Source organism: Arthrobacter koreensis (assembly GCF_035792275.1).
Classification (GTDB): Bacteria; Actinomycetota; Actinomycetes; order Actinomycetales; family Micrococcaceae; genus Arthrobacter_B; species Arthrobacter_B koreensis_A.
The window spans coordinates 120,395-144,459 of the sequence record NZ_JAMWKK010000011.1; the positions used below are offsets into that span (position 1 = coordinate 120,395).

The 24,065-nt window shown below is 65.2% G+C and carries 24 protein-coding genes, 2 tRNA genes and 1 other RNA gene; 12 read left to right on the top strand and 15 right to left on the bottom strand.

Features of this window, described 5'->3' with window-relative positions; all coding sequences use genetic code 11:
• Positions 1-46: 46 nt before the first annotated feature.
• Positions 47-982, bottom strand: a complete 936-nt coding sequence (cysK, locus tag NGB94_RS12065) for a cysteine synthase A (protein WP_325790886.1) — start codon at positions 980-982, stop codon at positions 47-49.
• 84 nt (positions 983-1,066) lie between these two features.
• Positions 1,067-1,591 carry a peptide-methionine (S)-S-oxide reductase MsrA gene (msrA, locus tag NGB94_RS12070; RefSeq protein ID WP_325790887.1) on the bottom strand — a complete coding sequence of 175 codons (525 nt, stop codon included), beginning with the start codon at positions 1,589-1,591 and terminating at the stop codon, positions 1,067-1,069.
• Between the two features lie 126 nt (positions 1,592-1,717).
• On the opposite strand from msrA, the gene NGB94_RS12075 reads away from it, so the two are divergent.
• From NGB94_RS12075 to NGB94_RS12085, 3 genes are all read left to right on the top strand, one after another.
• On the top strand, positions 1,718-2,638 hold the full coding sequence (locus tag NGB94_RS12075) for a Nif3-like dinuclear metal center hexameric protein (RefSeq protein WP_325790888.1): 921 nt from the start codon (positions 1,718-1,720) through the stop codon (positions 2,636-2,638).
• Positions 2,639-2,712: 74 nt separating this feature from the next.
• Entirely contained in the window at positions 2,713-3,453 is a 741-nt protein-coding gene (locus NGB94_RS12080; RefSeq protein WP_325790889.1) for a zinc ribbon domain-containing protein, read from the top strand.
• 3 nt (positions 3,454-3,456) lie between these two features.
• Entirely contained in the window at positions 3,457-4,446 is a 990-nt protein-coding gene (locus tag NGB94_RS12085; RefSeq protein ID WP_325790890.1) for a reverse transcriptase-like protein, read from the top strand.
• A gap of 10 nt (positions 4,447-4,456) precedes the next feature.
• Here the strand turns inward: NGB94_RS12085 and NGB94_RS12090 are convergent, their stop codons facing one another.
• Complete coding sequence (locus NGB94_RS12090; RefSeq protein ID WP_325790891.1) at positions 4,457-5,227, bottom strand: peroxide stress protein YaaA; 771 nt, start codon at positions 5,225-5,227, stop codon at positions 4,457-4,459.
• Between the two features lie 44 nt (positions 5,228-5,271).
• On the opposite strand from NGB94_RS12090, the gene rnpB reads away from it, so the two are divergent.
• From rnpB to NGB94_RS12105, 3 genes are all read left to right on the top strand, one after another.
• Positions 5,272-5,656: RNase P RNA component class A (rnpB, locus tag NGB94_RS12095), an RNA gene on the top strand.
• 156 nt (positions 5,657-5,812) lie between these two features.
• A complete protein-coding gene (locus NGB94_RS12100; RefSeq protein WP_325790892.1) occupies positions 5,813-7,120 on the top strand; it encodes an MFS transporter in 1,308 nt (435 codons plus the stop codon).
• Between the two features lie 187 nt (positions 7,121-7,307).
• A complete protein-coding gene (locus NGB94_RS12105) occupies positions 7,308-8,774 on the top strand; it encodes a glyceraldehyde-3-phosphate dehydrogenase (RefSeq protein ID WP_325790893.1) in 1,467 nt (488 codons plus the stop codon).
• A 71-nt stretch (positions 8,775-8,845) separates the two neighbouring features.
• Here NGB94_RS12105 and NGB94_RS12110 read toward each other — a convergent pair whose 3' ends face one another.
• The 5 genes from NGB94_RS12110 to NGB94_RS12130 all read right to left on the bottom strand — a co-directional run bounded on the left by NGB94_RS12110 (position 8,846) and on the right by NGB94_RS12130 (position 12,180).
• The gene (locus NGB94_RS12110; RefSeq protein WP_325790894.1) at positions 8,846-9,418 is read right to left on the bottom strand and encodes a peptide deformylase; all 573 of its coding nucleotides are present in this window, start codon (positions 9,416-9,418) and stop codon (positions 8,846-8,848) included.
• Positions 9,415-10,602: an acyl-CoA dehydrogenase family protein gene (locus NGB94_RS12115; RefSeq protein ID WP_325790895.1), complete on the bottom strand. Its 1,188-nt coding sequence runs from the start codon at positions 10,600-10,602 to the stop codon at positions 9,415-9,417. The genes NGB94_RS12110 and NGB94_RS12115 overlap by 4 nt, the downstream gene beginning before the upstream one ends.
• Positions 10,603-10,755: 153 nt before the next feature.
• A tRNA-His gene (locus tag NGB94_RS12120) sits at positions 10,756-10,828 on the bottom strand.
• 144 nt (positions 10,829-10,972) lie between these two features.
• Positions 10,973-11,590, bottom strand: coding sequence for an oligoribonuclease (gene orn, locus NGB94_RS12125; RefSeq protein WP_325790896.1), 618 nt, complete (start codon positions 11,588-11,590; stop codon positions 10,973-10,975).
• Between the two features lie 38 nt (positions 11,591-11,628).
• The gene (locus tag NGB94_RS12130) at positions 11,629-12,180 is read right to left on the bottom strand and encodes a hypothetical protein (protein ID WP_325790897.1); all 552 of its coding nucleotides are present in this window, start codon (positions 12,178-12,180) and stop codon (positions 11,629-11,631) included.
• Between the two features lie 302 nt (positions 12,181-12,482).
• On the opposite strand from NGB94_RS12130, the gene mptB reads away from it, so the two are divergent.
• Positions 12,483-14,021 carry a polyprenol phosphomannose-dependent alpha 1,6 mannosyltransferase MptB gene (gene mptB / locus NGB94_RS12135; protein ID WP_325790898.1) on the top strand — a complete coding sequence of 513 codons (1,539 nt, stop codon included), beginning with the start codon at positions 12,483-12,485 and terminating at the stop codon, positions 14,019-14,021.
• Here mptB and NGB94_RS12140 read toward each other — a convergent pair.
• Positions 13,984-15,243, bottom strand: a complete 1,260-nt coding sequence (locus NGB94_RS12140) for a glycosyltransferase family 87 protein (RefSeq protein ID WP_325790899.1) — start codon at positions 15,241-15,243, stop codon at positions 13,984-13,986. The genes mptB and NGB94_RS12140 overlap by 38 nt on opposite strands.
• 121 nt (positions 15,244-15,364) lie before the next feature.
• Between NGB94_RS12140 and NGB94_RS12145 the strand changes: the two genes are divergently transcribed.
• On the top strand, positions 15,365-15,850 hold the full coding sequence (locus NGB94_RS12145; RefSeq protein WP_325790900.1) for a DUF3224 domain-containing protein: 486 nt from the start codon (positions 15,365-15,367) through the stop codon (positions 15,848-15,850).
• Between the two features lie 15 nt (positions 15,851-15,865).
• On the opposite strand, the gene NGB94_RS12150 is transcribed toward NGB94_RS12145, so the two are convergent.
• The 5 genes from NGB94_RS12150 to NGB94_RS12170 all read right to left on the bottom strand — a co-directional run bounded on the left by NGB94_RS12150 (position 15,866) and on the right by NGB94_RS12170 (position 19,625).
• Positions 15,866-16,606, bottom strand: a complete 741-nt coding sequence (locus NGB94_RS12150; RefSeq protein WP_325790901.1) for a M50 family metallopeptidase — start codon at positions 16,604-16,606, stop codon at positions 15,866-15,868.
• The gene (locus NGB94_RS12155) at positions 16,603-17,355 is read right to left on the bottom strand and encodes an anti-sigma factor (RefSeq protein ID WP_325790902.1); all 753 of its coding nucleotides are present in this window, start codon (positions 17,353-17,355) and stop codon (positions 16,603-16,605) included. The genes NGB94_RS12150 and NGB94_RS12155 overlap by 4 nt, the downstream gene beginning before the upstream one ends.
• Entirely contained in the window at positions 17,336-17,905 is a 570-nt protein-coding gene (locus tag NGB94_RS12160; RefSeq protein WP_325790904.1) for a sigma-70 family RNA polymerase sigma factor, read from the bottom strand. Before NGB94_RS12160 ends, NGB94_RS12155 begins: the two co-directional genes overlap by 20 nt.
• Positions 17,906-17,973: 68 nt before the next feature.
• Positions 17,974-18,654, bottom strand: coding sequence for a class F sortase (locus NGB94_RS12165; RefSeq protein WP_325790905.1), 681 nt, complete (start codon positions 18,652-18,654; stop codon positions 17,974-17,976).
• Between the two features lie 143 nt (positions 18,655-18,797).
• Complete coding sequence (locus tag NGB94_RS12170; protein WP_325790906.1) at positions 18,798-19,625, bottom strand: DUF4397 domain-containing protein; 828 nt, start codon at positions 19,623-19,625, stop codon at positions 18,798-18,800.
• 210 nt (positions 19,626-19,835) lie between these two features.
• Between NGB94_RS12170 and NGB94_RS12175 the strand changes: the two genes are divergently transcribed.
• The 4 genes from NGB94_RS12175 (at position 19,836) to ettA (ending at position 22,983) form a co-directional block, all read left to right on the top strand.
• Positions 19,836-19,911 (top strand) — tRNA-Arg (locus NGB94_RS12175).
• A 218-nt stretch (positions 19,912-20,129) separates the two neighbouring features.
• Positions 20,130-20,702: a single-stranded DNA-binding protein gene (ssb, locus tag NGB94_RS12180; RefSeq protein WP_325790907.1), complete on the top strand. Its 573-nt coding sequence runs from the start codon at positions 20,130-20,132 to the stop codon at positions 20,700-20,702.
• Positions 20,703-20,732: 30 nt separating this feature from the next.
• Entirely contained in the window at positions 20,733-21,197 is a 465-nt protein-coding gene (locus NGB94_RS12185) for a DUF6993 domain-containing protein (RefSeq protein WP_325790908.1), read from the top strand.
• Between the two features lie 103 nt (positions 21,198-21,300).
• On the top strand, positions 21,301-22,983 hold the full coding sequence (gene ettA / locus NGB94_RS12190; protein ID WP_325790909.1) for an energy-dependent translational throttle protein EttA: 1,683 nt from the start codon (positions 21,301-21,303) through the stop codon (positions 22,981-22,983).
• A gap of 97 nt (positions 22,984-23,080) precedes the next feature.
• Here ettA and NGB94_RS12195 read toward each other — a convergent pair whose 3' ends face one another.
• A complete protein-coding gene (locus NGB94_RS12195; protein WP_325790910.1) occupies positions 23,081-23,980 on the bottom strand; it encodes an acyl-CoA thioesterase II in 900 nt (299 codons plus the stop codon).
• Between the last annotated feature and the right edge of the window lie 85 nt (positions 23,981-24,065).

Genomic DNA, 24,065 nt, shown 5'->3' on the forward strand with positions numbered 1-24,065 from the left:
GGGTGACTTTCTGCTTTGGGGTACCCGCCGTCGCAGGCGGGGCTGGCTAGCCGCGGATGTCGTCGTAGAGAACGGTTGAGATGTAGCGTTCTCCGAAGTCACAGACAACGGCCACGATCAGCTTACCGGCGTTCTCGGGGCGCTTGGCGAGTTCCAGGGCGGCCCAGACGATGGCGCCGGAGGAAATGCCGCCCAGGATGCCTTCCTGGGTTCCCAGTGCGCGTGCCGTGGCAACGGAGTCCTCGATCGAGGCGTCGAAGACCTCGTCGTAGATCTCGGTGTCCAGGATTTCGGGGATGAAGTTGGCGCCGATGCCCTGGATCTTGTGCGGTCCCGGTGAACCGCCGTTCAGGATTGCGGAGTCCTTGGGCTCGACTGCAACGATCTGCACACCGGGCTTGCGTTCCTTCAGGACCTGCCCGACGCCGGTAACGGTGCCGCCGGTGCCCACGCCGGCGACGAAGATGTCCACCTGGCCGTCGGTGTCGGCCCAGATTTCCTCCGCGGTGGTGGTGCGGTGGATCTGCGCGTTGGCGGCGTTGGCGAACTGCTGGGCCCAGATCGCGTTGTCCGTGGTGGCCACGATTTCCTTGGCCTTCTCCACGGCGCCGCGCATGCCGTCAGCGCCCGGGGTCAGCACGATCTCCGCACCAAAGGCACGGAGCATGACCCGGCGCTCAGTGGACATGGTTTCGGGCATCGTGAGGATCACCTTGTAGCCGCGGGCAGCGCCGACCATGGCCAGGGCGATGCCGGTGTTGCCGGAGGTGCCCTCCACGATCGTGCCGCCGGGGCGCAGGGCGCCGGCCTTCTCGGCGGCGTCGACAATGGCTACGCCAATGCGGTCCTTGACGGAGTTGGCCGGGTTGTAGAACTCGAGCTTGACTGCCACGTCGCCGGGAAGGCCTTCGGTGAGGCGGTTGAGGCGGACCAGCGGGGTACCGCCCACCAGCTGGGTGACGTCGTCGTAAATTCGTGCCATGTTGTTTGTCCTCTGTTCGTCAAAGCCCGTGAACCGGATGCGGAACGCTTGTTACTTCAAGCGTATCCGCAGGCATTCATAGGATCAGTTGTCAAGCCATTCGGCGTAATATTTCCGGGCCTTGGCCAGCTTCGGATTGATGATCACCTGGCAGTAGCCCTGTTCGGGATGCTTGGCGTAGAAATCCTGGTGGTACTCCTCGGCGCGGTGGAAAACCGGAAGCCGCGTAATCTCCGTCACGATCGGGTCGGCCCACAGTGCCTGCGCCCGTTCGCGTGCCTTCTCCATCTCCTCCCGCTCTTCCTCTGTCCGGTAGAACATGGAGGAACGGTACTGGGTGCCGACGTCGTAGCCCTGGCGGTTGAGGGTGGTCGGATCGTGCGAGATGAAGAACATGTCCAGGATGACCTCGGCGGGGATAACTTCCTCGTCAAAGGTGACTTCCACGACCTCCGCGTGCCCGGTGACACCGGAACAGACGCTCTCGTAGTCCGGGTGGGCGGTGAAACCGCCCGTGTAGCCGGACACGACGCTCTTCACGCCGCGGGTCTTTTGATAGATGGCGTCGAGGCACCAAAAACAGCCTCCGCCGAGAACATACGTCTTCATGCCAATGTATAAGCTTTGGCGTGCCGCAAAGATTCCCGGATCCCCGTCTTTCCTGCCTCCGGAGCCCGGCCCGGGGACCGTGTTCCCTTACCCGGCTGCGGCGTGTGTGGGGTAGAACTGTTACCTATGGAAACCCCACGCAGCGGAGATGCCGAGGACAGCGCCGAAGAGCTGGCCGGGCCCGGTGACGATGTACCCGCCCAGGAGCCGGCCCAGGCACGGCTGGGAGACGTTCTCCTGGCCGTCGAGGAGCTCTGGCCCGAATCCCTCGCAGAGGACTGGGACGCCGTCGGCCTGGTGGCCGGCCGGCCCGAACGGAATGTGCAGCGGATCCTGTTCGCGGTCGATCCAACACACGAGGTTATCGACGAAGCGCTGGAGTGGGGTGCGGATCTGCTCATCACCCACCATCCGCTGCTGCTCAAGCCCGTTCACTCCGTGGCCGGTACGGGTTTCAAGGGCGACGCCGTGCACCGCCTGATCGAAGGCGGCTGCGCGCTGCTCACCGCCCACACCAATGGGGACAGCGCCGTCGGCGGAGTGTCCGACGTGCTGGCAGATGCCTTTGGCCTGGTGGACACGGTTCCCCTGGCGCCGGCCGCCAACGGGCTTCCCGAAGAGGGCATCGGCAGGGTGGGAGATCTGCCGGAGGTCACGACGCTGGCAGAGTTCGCCGAACTGGTGTTCAGCATCATGCCCGCCGTTGCCGGCGGGGTGCGCGTTGCAGGCGATCCGCAGGGACTGGTCCGGAGGGTCGCTGTGTGCGGCGGGGCCGGGGACAGCCTGTTCGGTGCTGTTCGGGACCAGCAGGCAGATGTCTACGTGACCGCGGACCTGCGCCATCATCCGGCTTCGGAAGCGCGCGAAGCAGCGGTGAACGGCCGGCCCTACCTCATTGACGTATCGCATTTTGGCAGCGAATGGCTGTGGCTGACGCCTGCTGCCGGCGCCTTGGAGAACGTACTGGCGGACCAGGGCTTCAGCGTCGAGATCCGGGTCAGCACGCGCAACACCGATCCGTGGGACTTCGTCCTCACACCGGGCTAGCCGCCGACGCCTGCCGGTGGCATAGGCTAGGAGAGCCGCACCAGTCAGGCAAGCGGATTATGTGGAGGTATTTGGTGGCAAAAGCATCATCGGCAGAGCAGCTCAGGCTGCTTGACCTGCAGGCGTTGGATTCCAGGATGAGGCAGCTGGATTCACGGGCCCGCAGCGTCCGGGAAAACCCTGACCTTCAGGCACTCTCCGCCAAGGCGTCCGCCGCACGTTCGGCGCTGGGCACCGCAGCCACCCAAAGTGCCGACATTGAGCGGGAGCTTGCCCGCGCCGAAGCGGACGTTGCCGCGGTTACTGCCCGCCTGGAGCGGGACCAGAAGCACCTGGACAGCGGAACCGGAGGCTCCAAGGAGCTGACCGCCCTGCAGAGCGAAATCGAGTCGCTCAGCCGCCGCCGCTCCGATCTGGAAGACACCGAGCTCGAAGTCATGGAACGGCTCGAATCGGTACGGGGCATTGAAGCCGAACGCCGCGCCGAGGCCGCGTCCGCTGAGGCCGAGATGGCAGAGCTGGAAGCCAAGCGCGACGCCGAGCTGGCCGAGATCGAAGCCGAGCGGGCCGAAACCCAGCGCCAGCGCACTGAGCTGGCCGGGCGTTTTGCCCCGGATCTGCTCGCCGTCTACGAACGCACCCTCGCCCGCCACGGAATCGGCGCCGCCCGGCTCTTCCACGGCACGTCCGAAGGATCCGGGATGCAGCTGAGCCCCGGTGACCTCGCTGACATCCGCAAGGCAGCTGAAGATGACATTGTCTTCTGCCCGGATTCCGGCTGCATCCTGGTCCGTTCCCCGGAGTGGGGCAGCTGAGCAGTGACCCTGTTTGACCCATCGGACGCCGAAGTGTCCGCCCCGTCCCCGCGCGCCCGGCGCACCCTCATCGTTGAAGCCGACGGCGGCTCGCGCGGCAATCCCGGCCACGCCGGTTACGGTGCGCTGGTCCGGGACCCTGAAACCAACGCCATCCTCGTTGAAAAAGCCGAGTACCTCGGCATTGTGTCCAACAATGTTGCAGAGTATTCCGGGCTGATCGCTGCCCTTGAACTGGCTAATGAAATCGACCCGGACGCCTGGATCCTGGCAAAGATGGATTCAAAGCTGGTCGTCGAACAGATGAGCGGCCGGTGGAAGATCAAGCACGAGGACATGCAGCGACTGGCACGCAAGGCGCGGTCAGTGGTTGATCCGCACCGGGTGAAGTACCAGTGGATCCCGCGGGAAATCAACAAGGATGCTGACAGGCTCTCCAACGAAGCCATGGACGCGGGCATTGCCGGCGTGCCCTGGAAGGGCAGGAAGCTGGCCGCCCCCGCACAGGCTGAGTCTTCCGCAGGAACCGAGTCATCCGCAGGAACTGAGTCATCCGCAGGAACTGAACCCGCAGCTGTATCCGCGCCCGCAGCTGCACCCACCGGCCGCCTTCACCATCTTGAAATCTGGGTACGGGATTTTCCCCGCGCCGAGGCCAGCCTTGGCTGGCTCCTGGAGCGGCTCGGGTTTGTGCGCCTGGATTCCTGGGCCACCGGCGCCAGCTGGACGGGCAGCGGCGGTTACATCGTGATTGAGGCTGGTCCCGACGTCGTACCCGCGGAGCACGAGCGGCGCCGGCCCGGCCTAAACCACCTGGCCTTCGGTGCAGGCACGCCCGCTGAGGTCGACCTGCTTGTCCGCCGGGCGGCAAGCCACGGCTGGACGCTGATGTTCCCCGACAAACACCCGCATGCCGGGGGAGCGGAGCACTACGCTGCGTACCTCGAAAACGCGGACGGTTTCGAAGTCGAACTGGTGGCTGACCGCAGCTAGGCCGCGGGTGTCAGCGGTCCTCCGGCAGGATCAGGTTCAGCTGCCAGGGCTTGCGGTCCGTGGGCGGCACCAGCTCAGCCTCCCACTTCTCCGCCGCGGCAGAGCGAAGCTCCTCGGCGGTGGATGGTGCGGCTCCGCCGCGGGTTAGCAGGTGCCGTGCCAGCTCTCCCCGCGTGTGCTTGGCGAAGTGGGACACTACTTTGCGTTCCCCGTTGCGGACCTGGAAGACATTCACCGCCGCGGTGTGCTGCTGCGGCGGCTGCCAGGCCGCCGCATAGGTGCTGGAGCGGCAGTCCACCACCAGCCGCCCTTCGGAGTGCCTGCCGAGGGGGTCGGCCAGGGCCGTCTTCCAGAAAGCAGCCAGCCGGCCGCAGCCCGGAAGATTCGTCCCCATGGACAGCCGGTAGGCGGGGATCGCGTCGCTGAAGCCGATCGCACCCCAGAGAGCGGAAATGACGACGACGGCATCATCCGCGGCTGCCTGCTGCCGGGGCGTGAGAGTGGCATAGCCCAGGGCGTCATAGAGGACACCGGAATAGATGCGGTGCGCCGGGGCACAGGGTTCGCTCTCCAGGACCGTGTTGCGCTGCACCTCAGCAGCCAGAGACGCGCCGGCCCCTAGTACTGCGTGGGCATCCGGGGCCGCGCTGATTTCCATCAGGGCAGCGAGAACTTCCTTGCGGGCAACGGACAGTTCCGGGAAATGCAGGGCATCCGGGTCCAGGACCGGGCCTGTCTCGGGGCGGGTTTTGCCTTCGGAAGGCGGCAGGAGAATCAGCACTGATTAATCGTAATCTCCGGCGGCAGGTAGCATTGACCGCGGGATGGGTTGGCCAGGCAATCGCGTCAGGACGGTCTTAGGGCCGGATCTGCCGAGGAAAGTCCGGGCTCCGCAGGGCAGGGTGGTGGGTAACGCCCACTCGGGGAAACCCGCAGGCCAGTGCCACAGAAAACAGACCGCCCGCGTTCACGCGCGGGTAAGGGTGAAACGGTGGTGTAAGAGACCACCAGTGCCCCGGGTGACCGGGGCAGCTAGGTAAACCCCACTCGGAGCAAGGCCATACAGGATGCGTTTGAGGGCTGCCCGCCCGAGCATCCGGGTAGGCCGCTGGAGGAAGCCGGCAACGGTTTCCGGAGATGGATGATTGCCGCCTGCAGCGCCGGTAACGGCAGGCAGGTACAAAACCCGGCTTACCGGCCAGCCCGTCCCGCCACGTGCTTTCAGTGCCCTCCGATGACCGGGCATTATGTACACGTTCCGCGGCGCTTACAAGCAGGAGAGCGCGTTCAGCAGGAATTTAGGCTGACTTATTTCTACCGGTACGGTGCGTCATGCAACCGCATGAACCTCGGCTATTCTGTGTCGATGGTCACGCATCCAGCAGCCGGCAGGCACCTTGTGCTGCGCAACGCCAATTTCCGGGCGCTGTGGGTTTCCTCGACCATGGGCATCCTGGGCGGCTCCGTCACGGCGGTTGTCCTTCCGATCATTGCCGCCGTTGAACTCGGTGCCAGCGATTTCGCCGTGGCGGCCCTGTCCGGCATGGTTTTCCTGCCCTGGCTGCTTTTTGGCCTTCCGGTGGGCGTGATGGTGGACCGCCGCCGGCGTCGGCCGGTGATCCTGGTGTCGCTCGCAGCCCGCATCGTCCTGCTGGCCACCCTCCCGATCGCCTACTGGCTCGGCGTCCTCAGTACGGCGCAGCTCTTTATTGTCTCTTTCCTCGCCGGTCTTGCGGCGGTGTACTTCACCCTCGCCGAAGCAGCGCTGATTCCGCGGGCCGTGACCAAGGATGAACTGATCGAAGGCAACGGACTGATGACCGGTTCCGGGGCATCAGCCGACGCCGTCGGCCGCGGGCTGGGCGGCTGGATGACCCAGGCGGTGGGCGCCTCCAACTCGCTGCTCGTGCAGCTGGCCGCCTCCGTTGCCTCGTTCATTGCGATCCTTGGGCTGAAGGTGGAGGAAACTGTCCCGGTCAGCACTGAAAAGCGGCATATCTGGCAGGAAATGAGATCCGGGCTGAGATATTCGCTCAGCACCACACCGCTGCGGGTACTGCTGCTCGTGGCTGCGCTGTGGAACCTCGGCGGGAACATCGTCGTCTCCCTGATCGTGCTGCTGGTAGTGCGCACGCTGGGGGAGAACGGCACCTGGCTCGGGTTCCTCATGGCGGCCACGGCTGTGGGCGGAACCCTGGGCGGGCTGAGCGTGAAGCGGCTGGCCGAACGCTACGGCTCAGGGGTCGTCTGGCGGTACTCGATGTTCCCCGCTGCAGCCGGCTACGCGGCGCTGCTGCTGATGACACCGGGCTGGGGGATGCTGCCCGGTTTCTTCGGCATGTTCCTGACCGGTCTGGCCATCTCCATGAACATCGTGGTTTCGACCAGCTTCCGGCAGCGGGTCTGTCCGCCGGACATGATGGGCCGGCTTGGCTCTGCCACCAGGATGGTTAGCTGGGGGATGCTGGCCGTGGCGTCCCTGGCAGCCGGGGTGCTCGCCACTACCGTCGGCGTGCGCGGCGGGATCGTCATCGGCATTCTCATCGCGGTTCTGGCGCCGTTCATTGCCTCACGGGGTCCGCTCAGGGGTGTGCGGCACCTTGAGGATCTTGAACCGGCCCCTGCGGCTGCAGTGCAGCCCGAGGCGCCGGCCCAGGAACAGTCAAAGCTGTGATGAACATCTCCTAACCCGGTCCTGAGGTTTGTCTGTGGCCTAATACACTTGTAAGTGGTCCGCGGCCGTGCCCTCCGCCGCGGAGCATCAAGACACGGCCCATGCGGGCTTGCTCCGGCCCCGGCGCCGGAGGACTTACCAACCGGTCACAAAGCAGTGCCGGCTGAGACAAAGGATGTGAAGATCTGTGAGCCAGAAGTCCGAAACCTGCCTGGATGCGTGGATGGACAGGGAGGCTATGGCAGAAGCCATGATCCCGCTCATTGGCCGGCTTTACCGGGAGAACAGCGTTGTCACCTCGGTTCACGGCCGTCCGCTGGTTAACCGCTCGGTTATCGACATTCTGAAGGCGCACCGTTTCGCCCGCCAGATTGACGACGTCGAGCTGCCGGTATCCGAGACCCTGCCGATCCTGCAGGCACTTACCGAACTCGAACTCGGTGCCGCGTCGGTGGACCTGGCCCGCATGAACGCGAAGTACCAGCGCGAAGGCAACGGCGCCCCGCTCGTGGACTTCCTGCGGGACGAACTGTCCGAGGTTGCCGGCAAGCACGGCGCCGACGAGCGCACCAGCACGGATGTGGTGCTCTATGGATTCGGCCGGATCGGCCGCCTGCTGGCTCGTATCCTCATTGACCATGAAGGCGGCGGCCAGGGCCTGCGCCTGCGGGCAATCGTGGTGCGCAAGGGCGCCGAGAACGACCTGGTCAAGCGGGCCAGCCTGCTGCGCCGCGACTCGGTCCACGGGGCCTTCCCCGGCACCATCACCGTGGATGAGGAGAACAACACCATCCTCGCCAACGGCACCCTGATCCAGGTCATCTACTCCAACGACCCGGCAGCCGTGGACTACACGGCGTACGGCATCAGCGATGCAATCGTGGTGGACAACACCGGCCGCTGGCGCGACGAAGACGGGCTTGCCCAGCACCTGGCGGCAAAGGGAGTCTCCCGGGTCCTTCTGACGGCACCGGGCAAGGGCGACCTGAAGAACATCGTGCACGGCATCAACCACCAGGCCATCACCGATGAGGACAGGATCCTCTCCGCGGCGTCCTGCACCACCAACGCCATCACTCCGGTACTGAAGGTCCTGAACGACAAGTTCGGCATCGTGAACGGACATGTGGAGACGGTCCACTCGTTCACCAATGACCAGAACCTGATCGACAACTTCCACAAGGGTGACCGCCGCGGGCGCTCGGCTGCGCTGAACATGGTCATCACGGAGACCGGCGCCGCCAAGGCCGTTGCCAAGGCACTGCCGGAGCTCGCCGGCAAGCTCAGCGGCAACGCGATCCGCGTTCCCACCCCGGATGTTTCAATGGCGATCCTGAACGTGAACCTTGAAACCGAGACCACCAAGGAAGAACTGAACACCTTCCTCCGGGAGACTTCGCTGAACTCCGAGCTGCACAAGCAGATCGACTACATCGATTCCCCGGAAGTTGTGTCCACGGACTTCGTCGGCTCCAAGCGCGCCGGCATCGTTGACGGACTTGCCACGATTTCCAATGGCAGGAATGCCATCCTCTACGTTTGGTACGACAACGAGTACGGATATTCCTGCCAGGTCATCCGCGTGCTCGAAGAAATGGCCCATGTGAACCCGCCTGCCTTCCCGCGGGCCGAGGAACTGGTCGCCAGCCTCTAGCGCCGCCGGGTAAAACCAAGGCGCCCCGTCCGGTTCCGGACGGGGCGCCTTTTTTGGTTTTTCGCCGGCCCTCAGTGGCCGAACGGATCCGGGTCCACACCCGGCATCCAATGCAGGCCGGGGACGTTCCAACCGTTGGCTTTCATGACCTTGCGGGCCTTGCGGCCCCAGCGTTCGTTCAACCGGTCCACGTAGAGCTTGCCGTTCAGGTGGTCGTACTCATGCTGGAGTACACGGGCAAACCAGCCGGTGGCTTCGAACTGAACGGGAGAGCCATTCTCGTCGAAACCGGACACCCGGGCCCAGTCGGCACGGGTCAGGGGGAAGTTCTCGCCCGGAACGGAAAGGCAGCCTTCGGTGTCCTCGTCGGGGTCGGGGGCGGACCCGGGCACCTTCGAGGTCAGCAGGACGGGATTGACGACGACGCCGCGGTCCGGAGCGTCGTCGTCGTTCGGATAATCAAAGGTAAAAATCCGCAGGCCGACGCCGACCTGCGGCGCAGCCAGGCCAACACCATTGGACACGTCCATGGTCTCGTACATGTCTGCAACGAGTGTGCGCAGGGCATCATCGAAATCCGTCACCTCGGCCGCCCTGCGGTGCAGCACGGGTTCCCCGTAGATGACGATTGGGCGGACGGTCATGGGTTCTGCTTTCCGTGCTGGGGTGAAGGGGGAGTGATGCTGCGGCCGATGACTTCACGCATGATTTCGGAGGTTCCGCCGAAAATGGTGAGCAGTCGGGCGGCCAGGAATGCCTGGGCCGCCGGGTATTCCATGATGTAACCGTAGCCGCCGTGCAGCTGCAGGCACCGGTCCGTGACGGATTTAGCCCGTTCGGAGGCCCACAGCTTCACCTTGGCCGCAGCTACCGCATCCAGGGTGCCGGCGTTGAATGCCCGCACTGCCGAGTCCACATAGGATTCGGTGACTTCGACTTCGGTCAGGATGTCTGCCAGGGAGAAACGCGTGTTCTGGAAGTCGCTGATCCTGGACCCGAAGGCGCCGCGTTCCGCGGTGTAGGCGGCGGTGGCATCGTAGACCGTGCGGGCCACAGCCGATGAGGCGACGGCGATGGCCAGGCGGCCCTGGGGCAGCTGGCCGGCGGCATATTCGAGGCCGCGGCCTTCTTCACCAACCAGGTTCCCTGCCGGGACGCGGACGTCATCGAAGAACAGTTCTGCGGTGTCTGACGCTTTGAGCCCCATTTTGTCCAGCTGGCGCCCGGTGGAGTAGCCGGAGGTTTTCTCCACCATGAACATGCTGAAGGAGCGGGCGCCGCCGCGTCCGGTGCCGCCGTCGGTGCGGGCGAGGACCAGTGCTGCGTCGCCGCTGATGCCGTTGCCGATGAAGGTCTTCTGCCCGTTCAGGAGCCAGTCGCCGTCGGCCGTGCGGACTGCCTTGGTGCGGATACCGCGCAGGTCGCTGCCCGCCCCGGGCTCAGTCCACGCAACGGAGGTTACTTTGTCCCCGCTGACCATCTGCGGCAGCCAGCGCTCCTTGAGGTCCTCGGAGCCGTATGCGAGCAGGTGGGGGAGGACCATGTCATCGTGGAGGTGGAAGGCCAGTCCTACGGCGAGGTGGTTGGCCCGGGCGAACTCCTCATCCAGGACCACGCGGTACCGGTAATCGGGCATTCCCGCACCGCCGAACTCTTCCGGTACGGCCAGGCCCAGCAGCCCCTGCTCGCCTGCAGCCTTCCACAGGCGGCGCGGCATCATGTGATCAGCTTCCCAGGCCGGGTATCCGGGTGCGACTTCCCGCTGGTTGAACTCGCGGGCGAGTTCGCGGAAGAGTTCGTGGTCTTCCTCGAAAAGCGTGCGTTCCAACGCGGCGCCTCCTTAGTTCTGGCCTGCCGGCCGATGCACTGCAGGGCTGGGCAGCTGCCCGCACTGATTGGGACAGCAAAGGGGGATACGTAAAAGACCGCCCCGGAAATATCCGAGGCGGTCTTTTCTGAAGCTGGTAACCAGCCTCTTCCGGGTGAGTAACGGGGGTTGAACCCGCGACCTCCTGGACCACAACCAGGCGCTCTGCCAACTGAGCTATACCCACCATGTGCACTCAGATTTATTTGTCTGCAAAGTCCAGGCGAGTGGTCTTTGCGAACTCATTTATCTGAGGCAGCGGATACAAGCTTACACGGTTTTTGGAGTGCTTCTGACACAAGGGCCCCTCAGGGCCCGAAAAGTGATGCAGCTAACTCGTGGCGGCCGACTCGCTGATGCCTGCCGCGATCTTCTTGGCTGCGGCGGAATCGGGTCCCGGCGCGGGGACGAAGATGGCTTCACGGTAGTAGCGCAGTTCGTTGATGGAGTCCTGGATGTCGCCCAGCGCGCGGTGGCCGCCGTTCTTGGCGGGCGCCTGGAAGTAGGCACGCGGGTACCAGCGCCGTGCGAGTTCCTTGATGGTGGAAACGTCGATGATCCGGTAGTGCAGGTAATCGATGACTTCCGGCATGTCGCGCGCCAGGAACATCCGGTCGGTTCCCACCGAGTTGCCGGCCAGCTGGGCCTTCTTTGGTTCGGGAACCCACTTGGTGATGTATTCGATCACTTCGGCTTCAGCCTCGGCCAGCGTCATGCCGCCCGGGAGCTCATCGAGGAGCTTGGACGTCGTGTGCATCTGGCGGACGAAGTCACCCATTTGTTCCAGTGCGGCCGCTTCCGGCTTGATCACGACGTCGACGCCGTCGCCAAGGATGTTCAGCTCGGAGTCCGTCACCAGGACCGCGACCTCGATCAGGGCGTCGGCGCTGATGTCCAGGCCGGTCATCTCACAGTCGATCCAGACAATGCGTTCGTTAGTTATTGGCACGAGACAAATGTACCCCGCGCCTCAGGCCCGCCGCTGGCTTAGAGGCTCGAGTGGCTGCGCTGGCGGCGGTCGTGGCGTTCGGAGTCCGCTGTCTGGACCGTGGCGCGCTGGGCGGGTACGTAGGGCTGCAGCGGCAGGGACCCGGTTTCCGGCGGTCCGAACGTGCGGGTCCACCGGCTTGCCTGTGTCCCGGATGCCCCGGCAAGCGGTGCCGTCAGGAATTCCCGGGCAGCACCCGGCGCCAGCGGAATTGCGGGAACCAGGCTTTCTGCGGGCATCACCGGGGCGTCATGGGCGGGCTCCTGCACACCGGACGGAGCCGGGGCGGCGTGTGTCTGCTCAGGCTGTGCTTCGCCGGGGGTGACCGCCGGACGCGCGGCCGGGAGAGCCGGGTTCCGTGAGGCGTACCAGGCGGTCATGAAGGCCGCGAGGACCAGGGCCGAAGTGGCGGCAGTAACGGCAGCGGGGATCTGCGCCCACAGCAGGCAGGCTGCTGTGGCCGCGGTTAGGAAGAGGCCCCAGCCAAGGAGCTCCGGGCTGCGGCGTACGCGGCCCGGCTGTTTCGCGGCGCGCTGACGGCCCCGCCTCACTTCTGGTTCTGCCCGGTGGCGCCCCACAGCCCATACCGCCTTGCCTCGTCTGATCCAACCCAGACAGTCTATGTGAGCCGGGCCCCACTGCCCGTGCAGCACGCCGCGTCCGAAGGCATGCACATGTCTCGATGCTAATATTTGGCCTGACGAAGCCGCCCTAACGGGGTCCGAAGACGGGCATCCGCACTGGCGGGTTCGCTGGGGACGGGTGTTGCGCCCGTCCGAGGAGGCGCTTGCTTTCGAACCTGGTGCCCGTTCGCTGGGACCGCCGCACGAACCAGAGATTGGAACGACCCACGATGACCGCCCAGGTCCCTGCGACCGAGCCTTCGTCTCCCGAACCGGAGAGCACGAAAACCGACCATCCGAACGTCGCGATCATTCATGGGTTTATCGGCTCAATGATGATGCTGGCCGGCTCATTCGGTGTGGGCTGGCTCTCCCTGTCTTCCTTCGAGCTGCGGCGCGTCGAGTTCATCATGTGGCTTCGGTTCGAGCCTGCCGGCGCCGTAATCTCCGTCCTCCTCCTGGCGCTGGGCGGCATGCTGCTGGTTCGCTCCTGGCTGCGCTTCGGGCAGCGGATCGGAGACTGGGGCCCGCACTCGCGCCCATACGTGCTGAAGGCAATCGTTGCCTGGGGCGGGCCCATGTGCCTCGCCCTGCCGCTTTTCAGCCGCGACGTCTTCGCCTACATCGCCCAGGGCCTGGTCATGGTCAGCGGGCTCAATCCGTACAAGGACGGCTACTCGCAGATCTCCAACTATCTCCAGCTTGGAGCGGACGACCTGTGGGCGCAGAGTCCCACTCCTTACGGGCCCATCTTCCTGTGGCTGGAAGAGATCGTCGTGCGGATCACCGGGGGCCAGACCGAGTTCTCGATCCTGCTCTTTAGGCTCATTGCGCTCATTGGCGTGGCGATGTGCATCTATTACGTGCCCAAGCTGGCCGAGATGCATGGCATCAATCCGAACCGGGCGCTGTGGCTCACCGCGGCCAACCCGCTCTTCCTGACCAACTTCATCGCCAGCATCCACAACGACGCGCTCATGATCGGACTGGCGCTGGCCGGCCTGTATTACGCCGCCACCAAGCGCGGCGTGCTTGCCACGGTGCTGGTCACGCTGTCTGTGGGCATCAAGCCGATCACGCTGATTTTCCTGCCCTTCATAGCCCTCATGTGGGCAGGGAAGGGCGCCTCATGGCCGAGGAAGTTCCTGTACTGGTTCCTCACCGCGGCCCTGTCCCTGGGGCTCCTGGCGATTCTCGGCGTCGTCAACGGCCTGGGCTTCGGCTGGGTAGGCGCGCTCAGCACGCCGGGCAGCGTCTGGATCTGGTACGCACCGGTGGGCTTCCTGGGGCTGATCGTGGCTACGCTGGGCAACTCGCTTGGCCTGCCCGGATGGTCCTTCGCGGACGTCATCCACACGCTGGGACGCCTGGCGTCCCTCGCCGTCGTGGTGTGGCTGATGTTCGTGGGCGACTACTCGCGGCTGGTCCGCCGCCTGGCCCTGGCCTTCGCGGCGATCGTCATGCTCGCGCCCATGATCCAGTCCTGGTACGTGGTGTGGCTGATCCCGCTCTTTGCGGTGACCGGCATCCGCAACGACTGGCAGGTCAAGACGCTCTACCTGTTCGTGTCCTTCTTTATGGTCTACGCGATCAGTGACCAGCTGGACATCTGGCCGTACTTCGAGTTCAGCCTCAGCGCGGCACGGCAGATTGCCGCTGTCACCGCCGTAGCGTTCGCCCTGTACCTGATCTTCCTTGACCCGAAGACGAAGGTGCTCTTCCGCAAGAAGCTTACGGAGCCGGCTCCGGGCGAACTTCGGATTCGCTGACTTTCGCGGCCCTGGCCAGGGCCGCGATCTTCACGATCGACCAGGCGAACAGTGCCATGAGGAGCAGGTTGCGCAGAGTCAGCAGGAGCGCCACGGCAATGTTGAGATCGTTGTAGAGGGCTTCGTAGAACATCGGGTAGACCAGGGTGGTCAGGGCCGCCACGGCAACCATCATGGCTGCCGGAAGCCGCCAGGCGCGGCCTTCCCAGGCGATGCCTACGGCCACCACGGCACCCAGCCACAGCATGAACTGCGGCGACCCAACCTTGTTGAAGACGATAAAGGCGGAAACCAGGGCGAGGGAGCCGGCGGCCAGCAGGGCGCCGGTATCGGCGCCGCCGCGGAGCGCCCAGACGAGCAGGAGAACGACGGCGACGGCGGCCAGGGCCAGAAGCGGCGTCATCAGCGCGGCCACCGGTTCGCCCAGGGCGCCGCGTACCTCGCGGGTGTTGATCACCGTATCTTCGAAGATGTGGGCATCCGACCTGCCCAGGATGGCCTGCCACAACCCGGGCGTGGTGAACGGCGCCTCCAGCTGCATGCCGCGGTCGCCCTGCGCGCTCATGAAGCTCAGCAGGTGACGCACGCCTCCGGCGGCGGTAACGACGGCGGCGATGACCGCAGAGAGGGCAGCCCCGGTGACCAGGAGTGTGATCCGGCGCTTGGAGACGGCCAGGACGGCGAGGATGACTGCGGCCGGCCAGACCTTGATCCAGGTGGCGCCGGCCAGCAGCAGCGAGGCGATTACGGGACGGGTGGCCAGCCACAGCAGCCCGATAATCACGAGCGGAACTGTCAGGCCGTCAATGCGGCCGACGGCTACCGGCCCAAGGAGGGCCGTGATCCCCAGCCACCAATAGGCGGCAATGCAGCGCTGCCGGGTACGTTCTCCGGTCAGTACGGCGAACGCAGCGGCGTTCAGCCCGGTAAAGATGATGAACCACGCGAACTGGTAGGGTCCGTACCCGAACACAGCAGCCAGCAGCATGGGCGCCAGCGCTCCGATGGGATAGACCCAGTCCGTGCTGATTCCCTGCCACTGCCCGTCCTGCAGTCCTTCGAAGGCCCACTGCCGGTAGAACTGGATGTCGCTGAGCACCTCACCGGTGAAGATGAGCGGAGCCAGCAGGCCGAAGAAAAGCAGGTGCACCCCGGCAAAGGCGAGCCACAGGACCTTGGAACGCATGTAAACGGGCTCGGCAGCAACCGGTGTGGACGACATGCGGGGTGGTACTCCTTAGCAGCGGATTTCCGGGTGCGCAGGCCGCCGCACCCCAGCGACAAGGGTACCTGCGGCGCAGCGGCGGCATGCAATCGGCAGCAGAACACGGAATACTGTAGGCATGGCCGACGGAACAGAACACTCGATCACTGCCGACTTTGACGTTTCCTCCTGGGAACCGACGCCCTATGTCGTGGAGGGCACCAACAGCGAACTCTCCACAGTCCGTGCAGTGCGGATCTTTGAAGGCCCGATCACCGGGACGAGCGTTTCGGACCTGCTGCTGGCAGGCAACGCGACCGGTGCCGGGTACGTAGGCAGCGATGTATTCGCCGGCAGCGTCGAGGGGCGCGAGGGCACCATGGTGATTCAGCATTGGGGGCTGGCTGAAGGGGAGGCCACTGCGTCGTCGGGTCACATTATTCCGGGTTCAGGAACCGGCGGCCTCTCCGGGATTTCCGGCAAGGCGATTTTTTCCCAGACCGAGGACGGCCAGCACCGGGTGGAGCTGCGGGTGTCCTTCCCCCAGGCACCGGCAGAGGCGGACGTCCAGCAGGGCGGGCAGGAGCACGAGTCAGCGGACGGCCAGGCGGCAGACGCCCGCTAGGTCCGCGGGTTCCCTTCAGCCGGTCAGGCCTGCAGCAGAGGACAGCAGCAGGGCCGCAGCCACGGTACAGGCACCAATAACCACGGCGAACAGCAGCAGCCACACCGCGGAGGGCACATTTGACCGCTGGGCCAGGATCCAGGCATCCGACGACTGCAGTGCGCTGCGGCGCCGGGTGTGCACGCTCACGAGGTTCAGCCAGTCGCGCACGGCACCGACCAGGAGGGCAATTCCAAGGGACGCCGTCACGTAGGCGGCAAGAACCTGCGGGACGAACCAGAGCAGCAGCACTGCCGCCGCCGCGCAGGCGGCCGCAATAGCTGCGCCTTGGACGTTGCGGATGAAGACCAGCGCGGCAACCAGCACGAGCACCCCAATCGAGAGGGCCGCTGAAGCCCAGCCTGTCTGCGCCGCCCAGACGAGGGCAAGGCCCGTCAGCGCGGGCACGGGGTAGCCCCAGAACCCGGCCCACATAGCCCCGAAGCCGTTTCGGCCGAGGCTGCGCATCTGCCCGGAATGGTCGAACCGGAGTTCGATTCCGGTGATGCGGCGGCCGGCGGTGAGTGCCGCGAAAGCGTGCCCGAGTTCGTGGACGAACGTCACGAACAGGCCAAACCAGCGCCAGGTCCGCCCGGGTACGGACAGCAGGACCGCCACAGCGGCGACCGCTGCCAGAACCCATGGCTGCGCGTCCAGGCCTTCAGCCCGTGTGAAACCGGCGGCGAGCCTGTTCCAAAAATCAGCTGCCCAGGTCAAAGCTCCAACTGGCCCCGCAGTATCGACTTGCCTGAGTGCTCAGGATTCCCGTCGAAGGGCTCATCAGAGATATCCACGATCGGGTACGCACTCAGGTCCAGGCCCTCGGGGATCTTCAGGCGCGCCTCGGTCCCTTCCATTTCACCCAGGCTGACCATGGACGTGATGTCCGGGGAGATCAGCCAGACTTCCCGGTAGCCGTCGGCATCGCTGCTGCTGGACGTGATGACGAGTTCACGTTCCCCGTCCGGCAGCAGGTCGACAGTCGCTGTCCCCTCATCGCTGTACGAGGGCAGCGGTTCCAGCGGCACAGAGGCTATAACCTCAGGCTGGGGTGCGAGCCCCCGGACCACGCCCCAGGTCGCTGCCCCGGCAACCACGGCTGCAGCCGCGGCCGCAGCCAGCCATTTTGTTCCGCGCCGCCTGCGCCGTTCCTCGGCCAGGGAGACGGGTCCTGCCGGGCCGGGACTTCTGCCCGCGGCTTCGGCGGGATCCTGCTCCTGCTGGTCTTCCAGGGGATCCCGTCTCAGGGAAGGATCCAGGCCGAGTGCTTCGTGGATACCGGCCCAGACAGCAGTGGGAGGAACGGACCCGTCAGGAACCGTGCTTCTTCCTGCCCTGACTACCCGCCCGTAGGCGCTGATCTCAGTGCGGCACTGCTCACACTGTTCAAGGTGGGCGGACTCTTCCGCGCTGGGCTCCTCACCCAGGGCCAGGAGGGCCAATGCATCATCGTGCAGGTGCTGCATCGCTTACCTCCAATCGTTGCCGCAGTTGGATGAGTCCCCGGCGGATGTGGCTCTTGACGGTTCCCAGAGGCAGGCTGAGCTGCTCCGAAATCTGCTGGTGGGTCAGGTCTTCGTGGAACGCAAGCCGCAGGATTGAGTGCTGCGGTTCGCCCAGGCGGACGAGCTCGGCGTCCAGGACAACCTTGTCAGCGACTCCTTCCGGATCCGGGCCTCCGGTGCCGGTTCGCTCGCTTGCGGCCGCTGCGCCTTCGAGGACATCCTCTTCACGGAGCTTCGAAGACGTCATCGTGGCGGCCACGTTGCGGGCTATGCCCACCAGCCAGGCAGCAAGCGTGGACCGCTCGGGGGAGTAGGTTTCACGGTACCGCCAGGCCCGGATGAAGACCTCCTGCACGGCGTCGTCAGCTGCTCCTGCGTCAATAAGGCGGCGCAGGGACATGGTGCGGACCAGCGGCGCGAAGCGGCGGTAAGCCTCTGCGAGTGCTGCCTCCTCACCTGCGGCGAAAGCCTGGTCCAGGCCGTCGTCCCGCTCGGGGGCACCGGGTGACATCGGTGAAGTTCTCCTGCCGTTGGCCTGTAGAGGAGCAGCGCGGGAGTACATGCGCGTTCGGATTTTCCCTATGATACCGGGGTTGCCGTGAGCACAACGTTATCTTCATAGTCGTTCTCCGTGTCGAGCCATTTCCCACCGCAGGTGACCAGCTTGAGCAGGTGGTCTCCCGTCCGGTCGAAGAGGCGGTGTCCGTCGAGGGATCGCTTGGCGATGTTCTCAACCTGCTGGGTTTCATAGACGACCTGGGAGCCATCCTCGCGCGTGACAGTGACCCGGGTTCCCGGTGCCACGTTCTTGAGCCCCGCAATGGGAAGCACCTCTGTCTGAGAGTCAACGTGGGCGGCCAGGACCGAAGATCCGTCGTCAGATCCCGGCGCAGGGCCGTACTCGTACCACCCTGCCTGGACATGGTTGTCGGGAATTGTCATGGCACCGTTGTCCTCAACGCCCACCGGGACCACCTCCAGGTCGATTCCGGTTCCTTCCACCTGGACCCGGACGGGTGCCGGGACGGCCGCAGCTGCTTCAGGCGTGGCCTGACGGATCGCAATGCCGGATGTTTTTTCCGGAGGCAGTGACTGCGGGGATGCAGGGGACTGTGTCTGTGCCTGGCCCGCCGTCGCAGTGGGCCCGGTGGGTGCCGGTTCCGAGGCACCCGGGACGGATGCGCAGGACCCGAGTGCCAGTGCGCCGGCAGCGAGCCAGGCAGCCGCCAGGTTCCTGCGTGTGCGTCCGGGCTGGTGCATGTCAGAAGACCTCTCGGTAATTCGGGATTGTGCTTAGTGTTTCCGGGGATAGGCGTTGTTTCAGGGAGCCGGAAGGTGCAGTGCAGCCGTTGGGCCGGCCGCACTGCACCTTCAATCCTTCAGCGGCGCTCCACGCCCGTGGACTACTCTGCCGAGGTGGCTTCCACGGGGCGGCGGCGGGCCACCACGGCGGTTCCGGCCAGCGCCATCAGCGTCAGGCCGCCGGCGGCAGCGAGCATGATGCCGGCGTTGTTGTCCTGGGCTGCGGGCAGGGCGCCGGGAACTGCATTCGGAGCACTTTCCATGCCTTCGATGGTCTGGGTGGCGAGGGCCAGGTTACCGGCCTCCAGGGAACCCCAGGCGTAGACGATGGTGTGCACGCCTTCAGGCAGGGTCAGGTCGGCCGGGCCAATTACCGGGTCAGTAGTTCCAGCTGCCGCAACGGATGCTGAGATCGTTCCCGGGTCTACCGTTAGGGTCTTCTCCTCGGGGTTGGCGAGGTTGGTGATCACCGGGCTGCCGTTCGCGAGTACGTCGACTGCCGGGGCAGCAGCCACGTGGCGGACGGTCAGGCCGGATTTGCCGGCCTCGATGGTGGATGTGTCGTTGGTGTAAAGGTTCGCGGTCGGGGTGCCGTCGGCAGAGAGGTTGGCTACTGCCGTGAAGTTCCCTCCTGCGGTCAGATCGGCCGTTACCGGGCCAATGATCGGCGCGGAGGCGTCTGCGGCGTCCGGAGCGGTGATGGCGAGTTCGTAGCTGCCCGCGGGGAGGGAGAGAGGGCCGGCCATGCTTCCGGGCGTGAAGTCGTCCAGCGTAAGTTCGCCGTTGACGTAGACGTCCACGGTGGTGTCGGGGACACCGTGGAACACCGAGAGCTGGGCCTCATCTGCTGCCGACGCTCCGGGTGCGGCTGCCAGTGACGCGGCGGCTGCCAGCCCGGCTGCTGCGAAAAGTGTGGTGGTCTTGCGCATGGCTTCTCCTAATGGTTGCGTGCCGGGTGCTGTGCCCCTGGCTCTTTGTGGCCTACACCTCCTTTACCTGCAGCACCCGGAGTTTGGATGCAGATGTATGAAAATTTTCAAGAACCTTTTTTCGGCGCCGTGGTTCGGACCGTTTCCGCAGGCCGCGGCGCTGTTCGGGTGCCGGGCCGGTGGCCGGTGCGTAGTATCATCGATTGGTCTGCCCCCGTAGCTCAATGGATAGAGCAACGGCCTTCTAATCCGTAGGTTGCGCGTTCGAGTCGCGCCGGGGGCACCAGGGACGAAGCCCTCAGAGCCGTACAGTGCGCCGGGGGCTTCACTCATGTCCTGGCCTTTTACCTGTAGGCGTCTTCTCCTCCACATCTGCGGATATTGGCCTGCCTGAACCCGTCCGTCCACGATTCCGGTCCGGTACAACCACTCCCGCGCCGCGCTGGAAAGACTGTTCCAACCGGCCCAACCGCCGGCACCGAACGGCAGCAGAAGGGCAGAGCGATGACCGACACCATCACCATCCGGGGTTTCGTGGCAACAGAGGTGCGCACGACGACGGCGGACAGCGGTCTGGCGATCGCCGGCTTCCGCATGTGCACCACGGAACGCCGGTTCGACCGGGAAACCGGGCTGTGGCTGGACGGACACACCAATTGGTTTTCCGTTTCCATGTTCCGGCAGCTGGCCACGAACGCCGGCGTGAGCCTTCATAAGGGAGACCGTGTCATCGTGACCGGACGGCTCAAGGTACGGCAGTGGGCAACCGACGCCGGAAGGAGCGGAACCTCGGTTGATATTGACGCCGACGCCGTCGGGCACGACCTCATGTGGTGGACAGCCAACTTCCGGCGCAATACGGCCGAGCGTGCGGCGCCGCGGGCTGTTGAGGGGCCGGCAGGCGTGAACGGAGCAGATGAGGGGAGCGAGGGCTCGTTCGGGGCGGACGTTGACCTTTCAACCGGCGAACTGCTGGGCGCGGGTGCGGACTACGGGAGCACCAGCGGTATCGGGGACCTTGCGGAAGACATCGAGGGTGCCGCGCAGCGGTCCGAGCCGGAGCCCGCGGCATACTGACTCCAGACGGGTGCGTGGCACAATGTCAGGATGATGGCAGCGAAGCGGTTAGGTACCCATCGGCGCCGGTGGGCAGCGGCAGCCGCAGGGGCGGGCCTGGTGGTGGCTCTTTCCGGCTGCACGGGTACCGATACCGGTCAGGTGCCGCCCGGGGAATCGTCCGCCGGCGCGAAAGCTGATGTCACGGCGGAAGCCGCCGCGGGTCTTCCGGCCCGTGCCCAGGCTGTCGAGGCGGCACTGGGCGAACTGGTGGCTGCGAATGCGGCTCCATCCCGCGACGCTGTGCGTGCAGCCTGGTCAAGTGCCGGCTTCAGCCCTGAATCGGTAGAGGTATCCCAGGACGGGACGCCAACCGGACTTGCCGTGGATTCGATTGTCTCGGCTGCACCGGATGGGACGGACTGTCTCGTAGGGGAGATCCGGGGAGGAAAGGTCGCGCTGACAACAGTTCCTGTGCTCGCGAACGGCCAGTGCCTGCTGGGCGACGACCGCTAGGACTCGGCCTTTCCCCGCTGCATGCGAGCGGCCGCTCGAAACCGCCCAAAGCGGACGGCACCCAAAATGGCACTTAGTGGCGTCGACGCACTAGCCTGAGATCATGGCGGAATTTATCTACACAATGACCAAGGCCCGTAAGGCCGTTGGCGACAAGGTTATCCTCGACGACGTAAGCATGTCCTTCTACCCCGGCGCCAAGATCGGCGTGGTGGGGCCAAACGGTGCGGGTAAGTCCACCATCCTGAAGATCATGGCTGGCCTGGATACCCCGTCCAACGGCGAGGCCAGGCTCAGCCCCGGCTACACCGTCGGCATCCTCCTGCAGGAGCCGCCCCTGAACGAAGAAAAGACTGTCCTGGGCAACGTCCAGGAAGGCGTGGGCGAGATCTACGCGAAGATCCAGCGTTTCAACGAGATCTCCGAAGAGATGGCGCAGCCTGACGCTGACTTCGACGCGCTGCTCGAAGAGATGGGCAAGCTGCAGGAAGCCATCGATGCTGCCGACGCCTGGGACATCGATTCCCAGCTCGAGCAGGCGATGGACGCCCTCCGCTGCCCGCCGCCGGACGCCGATGTAACTGTCCTCTCCGGCGGTGAGCGCCGCCGCGTTGCCCTCTGCAAGCTGCTGCTCCAGAAGCCGGACCTGCTCCTCCTCGATGAGCCCACCAACCACCTCGACGCTGAAAGTGTGCTGTGGCTCGAGCAGCACCTCTCCTCGTACCACGGCGCTGTACTGGCCGTGACCCACGACCGTTACTTCCTTGATCACGTGGCCGAGTGGATCGCCGAAGTAGACCGCGGACACCTCTACCCGTATGAGGGCAACTACTCGACCTACCTCGAGAAGAAGCGTGCCCGCCTGGAAGTTCAGGGCAAGAAGGACCAGAAGCTGGCCAAGCGCCTCGCCGACGAACTGGACTGGGTCCGTTCCAACGCCAAGGGCCGCCAGACCAAGTCCAAGGCCCGTCTGGCCCGCTACGAGGAAATGGCTGCAGAGGCAGAGCGGACCCGCAAGCTGGACTTCGAAGAGATCCAGATTCCGCCGGGACCGCGGCTCGGATCCCTGGTGCTTGAAGCCAAGGATCTGGAGAAGGGCTTCGGTGACCGCAAGCTGATCGACGGCCTTTCCTTCTCCCTGCCCCGCAACGGGATCGTCGGCGTTATCGGCCCGAACGGCGTCGGTAAGTCCACGCTGTTCAAGACCATCGTTGGACTGGAACCGCTGGACGGCGGCGACCTGAAGATCGGCGAGTCCGTCAAGATCTCCTACGTCGACCAGTCCCGCGGCGGCATCGACCCCAACAAGACGCTCTGGGAGGTTGTATCCGACGGACACGACTTCATCCAGGTTGGCCAGGTTGAAATGCCGTCCCGCGCCTACGTCTCCGCGTTTGGTTTCAAGGGCCCGGACCAGCAGAAGAAGGCAGGTGTGCTCTCCGGCGGTGAGCGCAACCGCCTGAACCTGGCCATGACCCTGAAGCAGGGCGGAAACCTGCTGCTGCTCGATGAGCCCACTAACGACCTTGACGTCGAAACGCTGTCCAGCCTTGAAAACGCGCTGCTCGAATTCCCCGGCTGCGCCGTCGTGGTCTCCCACGACCGCTGGTTCCTGGACCGTGTGGCCACGCACATCCTGGCGTGGGAAGGCACGGACGAGAATCCGTCGAACTGGTACTGGTTCGAAGGGAACTTTGAGGCCTACGAGCAGAACAAGGTTGAGCGCCTTGGCGCCGACGCCGCCAAGCCGCACCGTGTGACGCACCGCCGCCTGACCCGCGACTAGTCCGCGGCTCCGGCCAAAAAACGAAAGCGCCCTGCCGGCTGGCAGGGCGCTTTCGTATTATCCGGTCCGGGTCGCTGCCGGCGGGCAGGGACGGGCGTTACCGGGCGGCGGAAACGTCCGGAAGGCGCAGCATTCCTTCCTGCGCGATAGTGGCTACCAGTTCACCGCTGCGGTTGAATATCCGTCCCGAGGACAGGCCGCGGGCGCCCGAAGCGCTGGGGGATTCCTGGACATAAAGCAGCCACTCATCCACGCGCAGCGGACGGTGCCACCACATGGCATGGTCCAGGCTGGCCACCGACATGCCCGGCGTTGCCCAGGAGATGCCGTGCCTGCGCAGCACGGGTTCGAGGATGGTGTAGTCAGTGGCATAGGCGAGGGCAGCCCGGTGCAGGTTCTGGTCATCGGGCATGGGGCCGAACGTCTTCATCCACACCGCGTTGCGGGCCGTGCGGACCGGATCAGCCTCGAAATAGACGGGCTGGGATACGTGGCGGATATCCATGGGCCGGTAGTAGGACCAGGCTTTGGCCACCGGGTGGTCGAATCCGGACAGCAGCTCCGCCGTGGTTGGAAGCGACTCCGGATCCGGGATGCCTTCGGGCATGGGCATTTGGTGGTCCAGACCCTCATCCGGCACCTGGAAGGAGGCAATCAGCGACAGAATAGGCACACCGTTCTGGTACGCATGCGTCCGGCGGGCCGAGAAGGAGCGCCCGTCACGCAGGCGCTCCACGCCGAAGGTGATGGGGACTTCGGTATCTCCGGGACGCAGGAAATAGCCGTGCATCGAATGCATGAGCCGGTCGGCGGGGACCGTCCGGGCCGCGGCTACGAGCGACTGCCCTAGTACCTGTCCGCCGAAGACCCGCTTGCGTGGTTCGTGCTGGGAGCCGCCCACGAAGATGTCCTCGTCGGTTTTCGCCCCTCCGGCATCGCTGAGATCGAGCAGGTCGATCAGGGCGGCGGTCGGGTCAAAGTCTTCGGCTGATGCCATGTGGGTCTGTCTCCTAGCGGGCGGTATCCATGGATCCTGGCCGGCGTCGAACCGCGGGCCAATTCCGAGATTAGACGTACGCGCA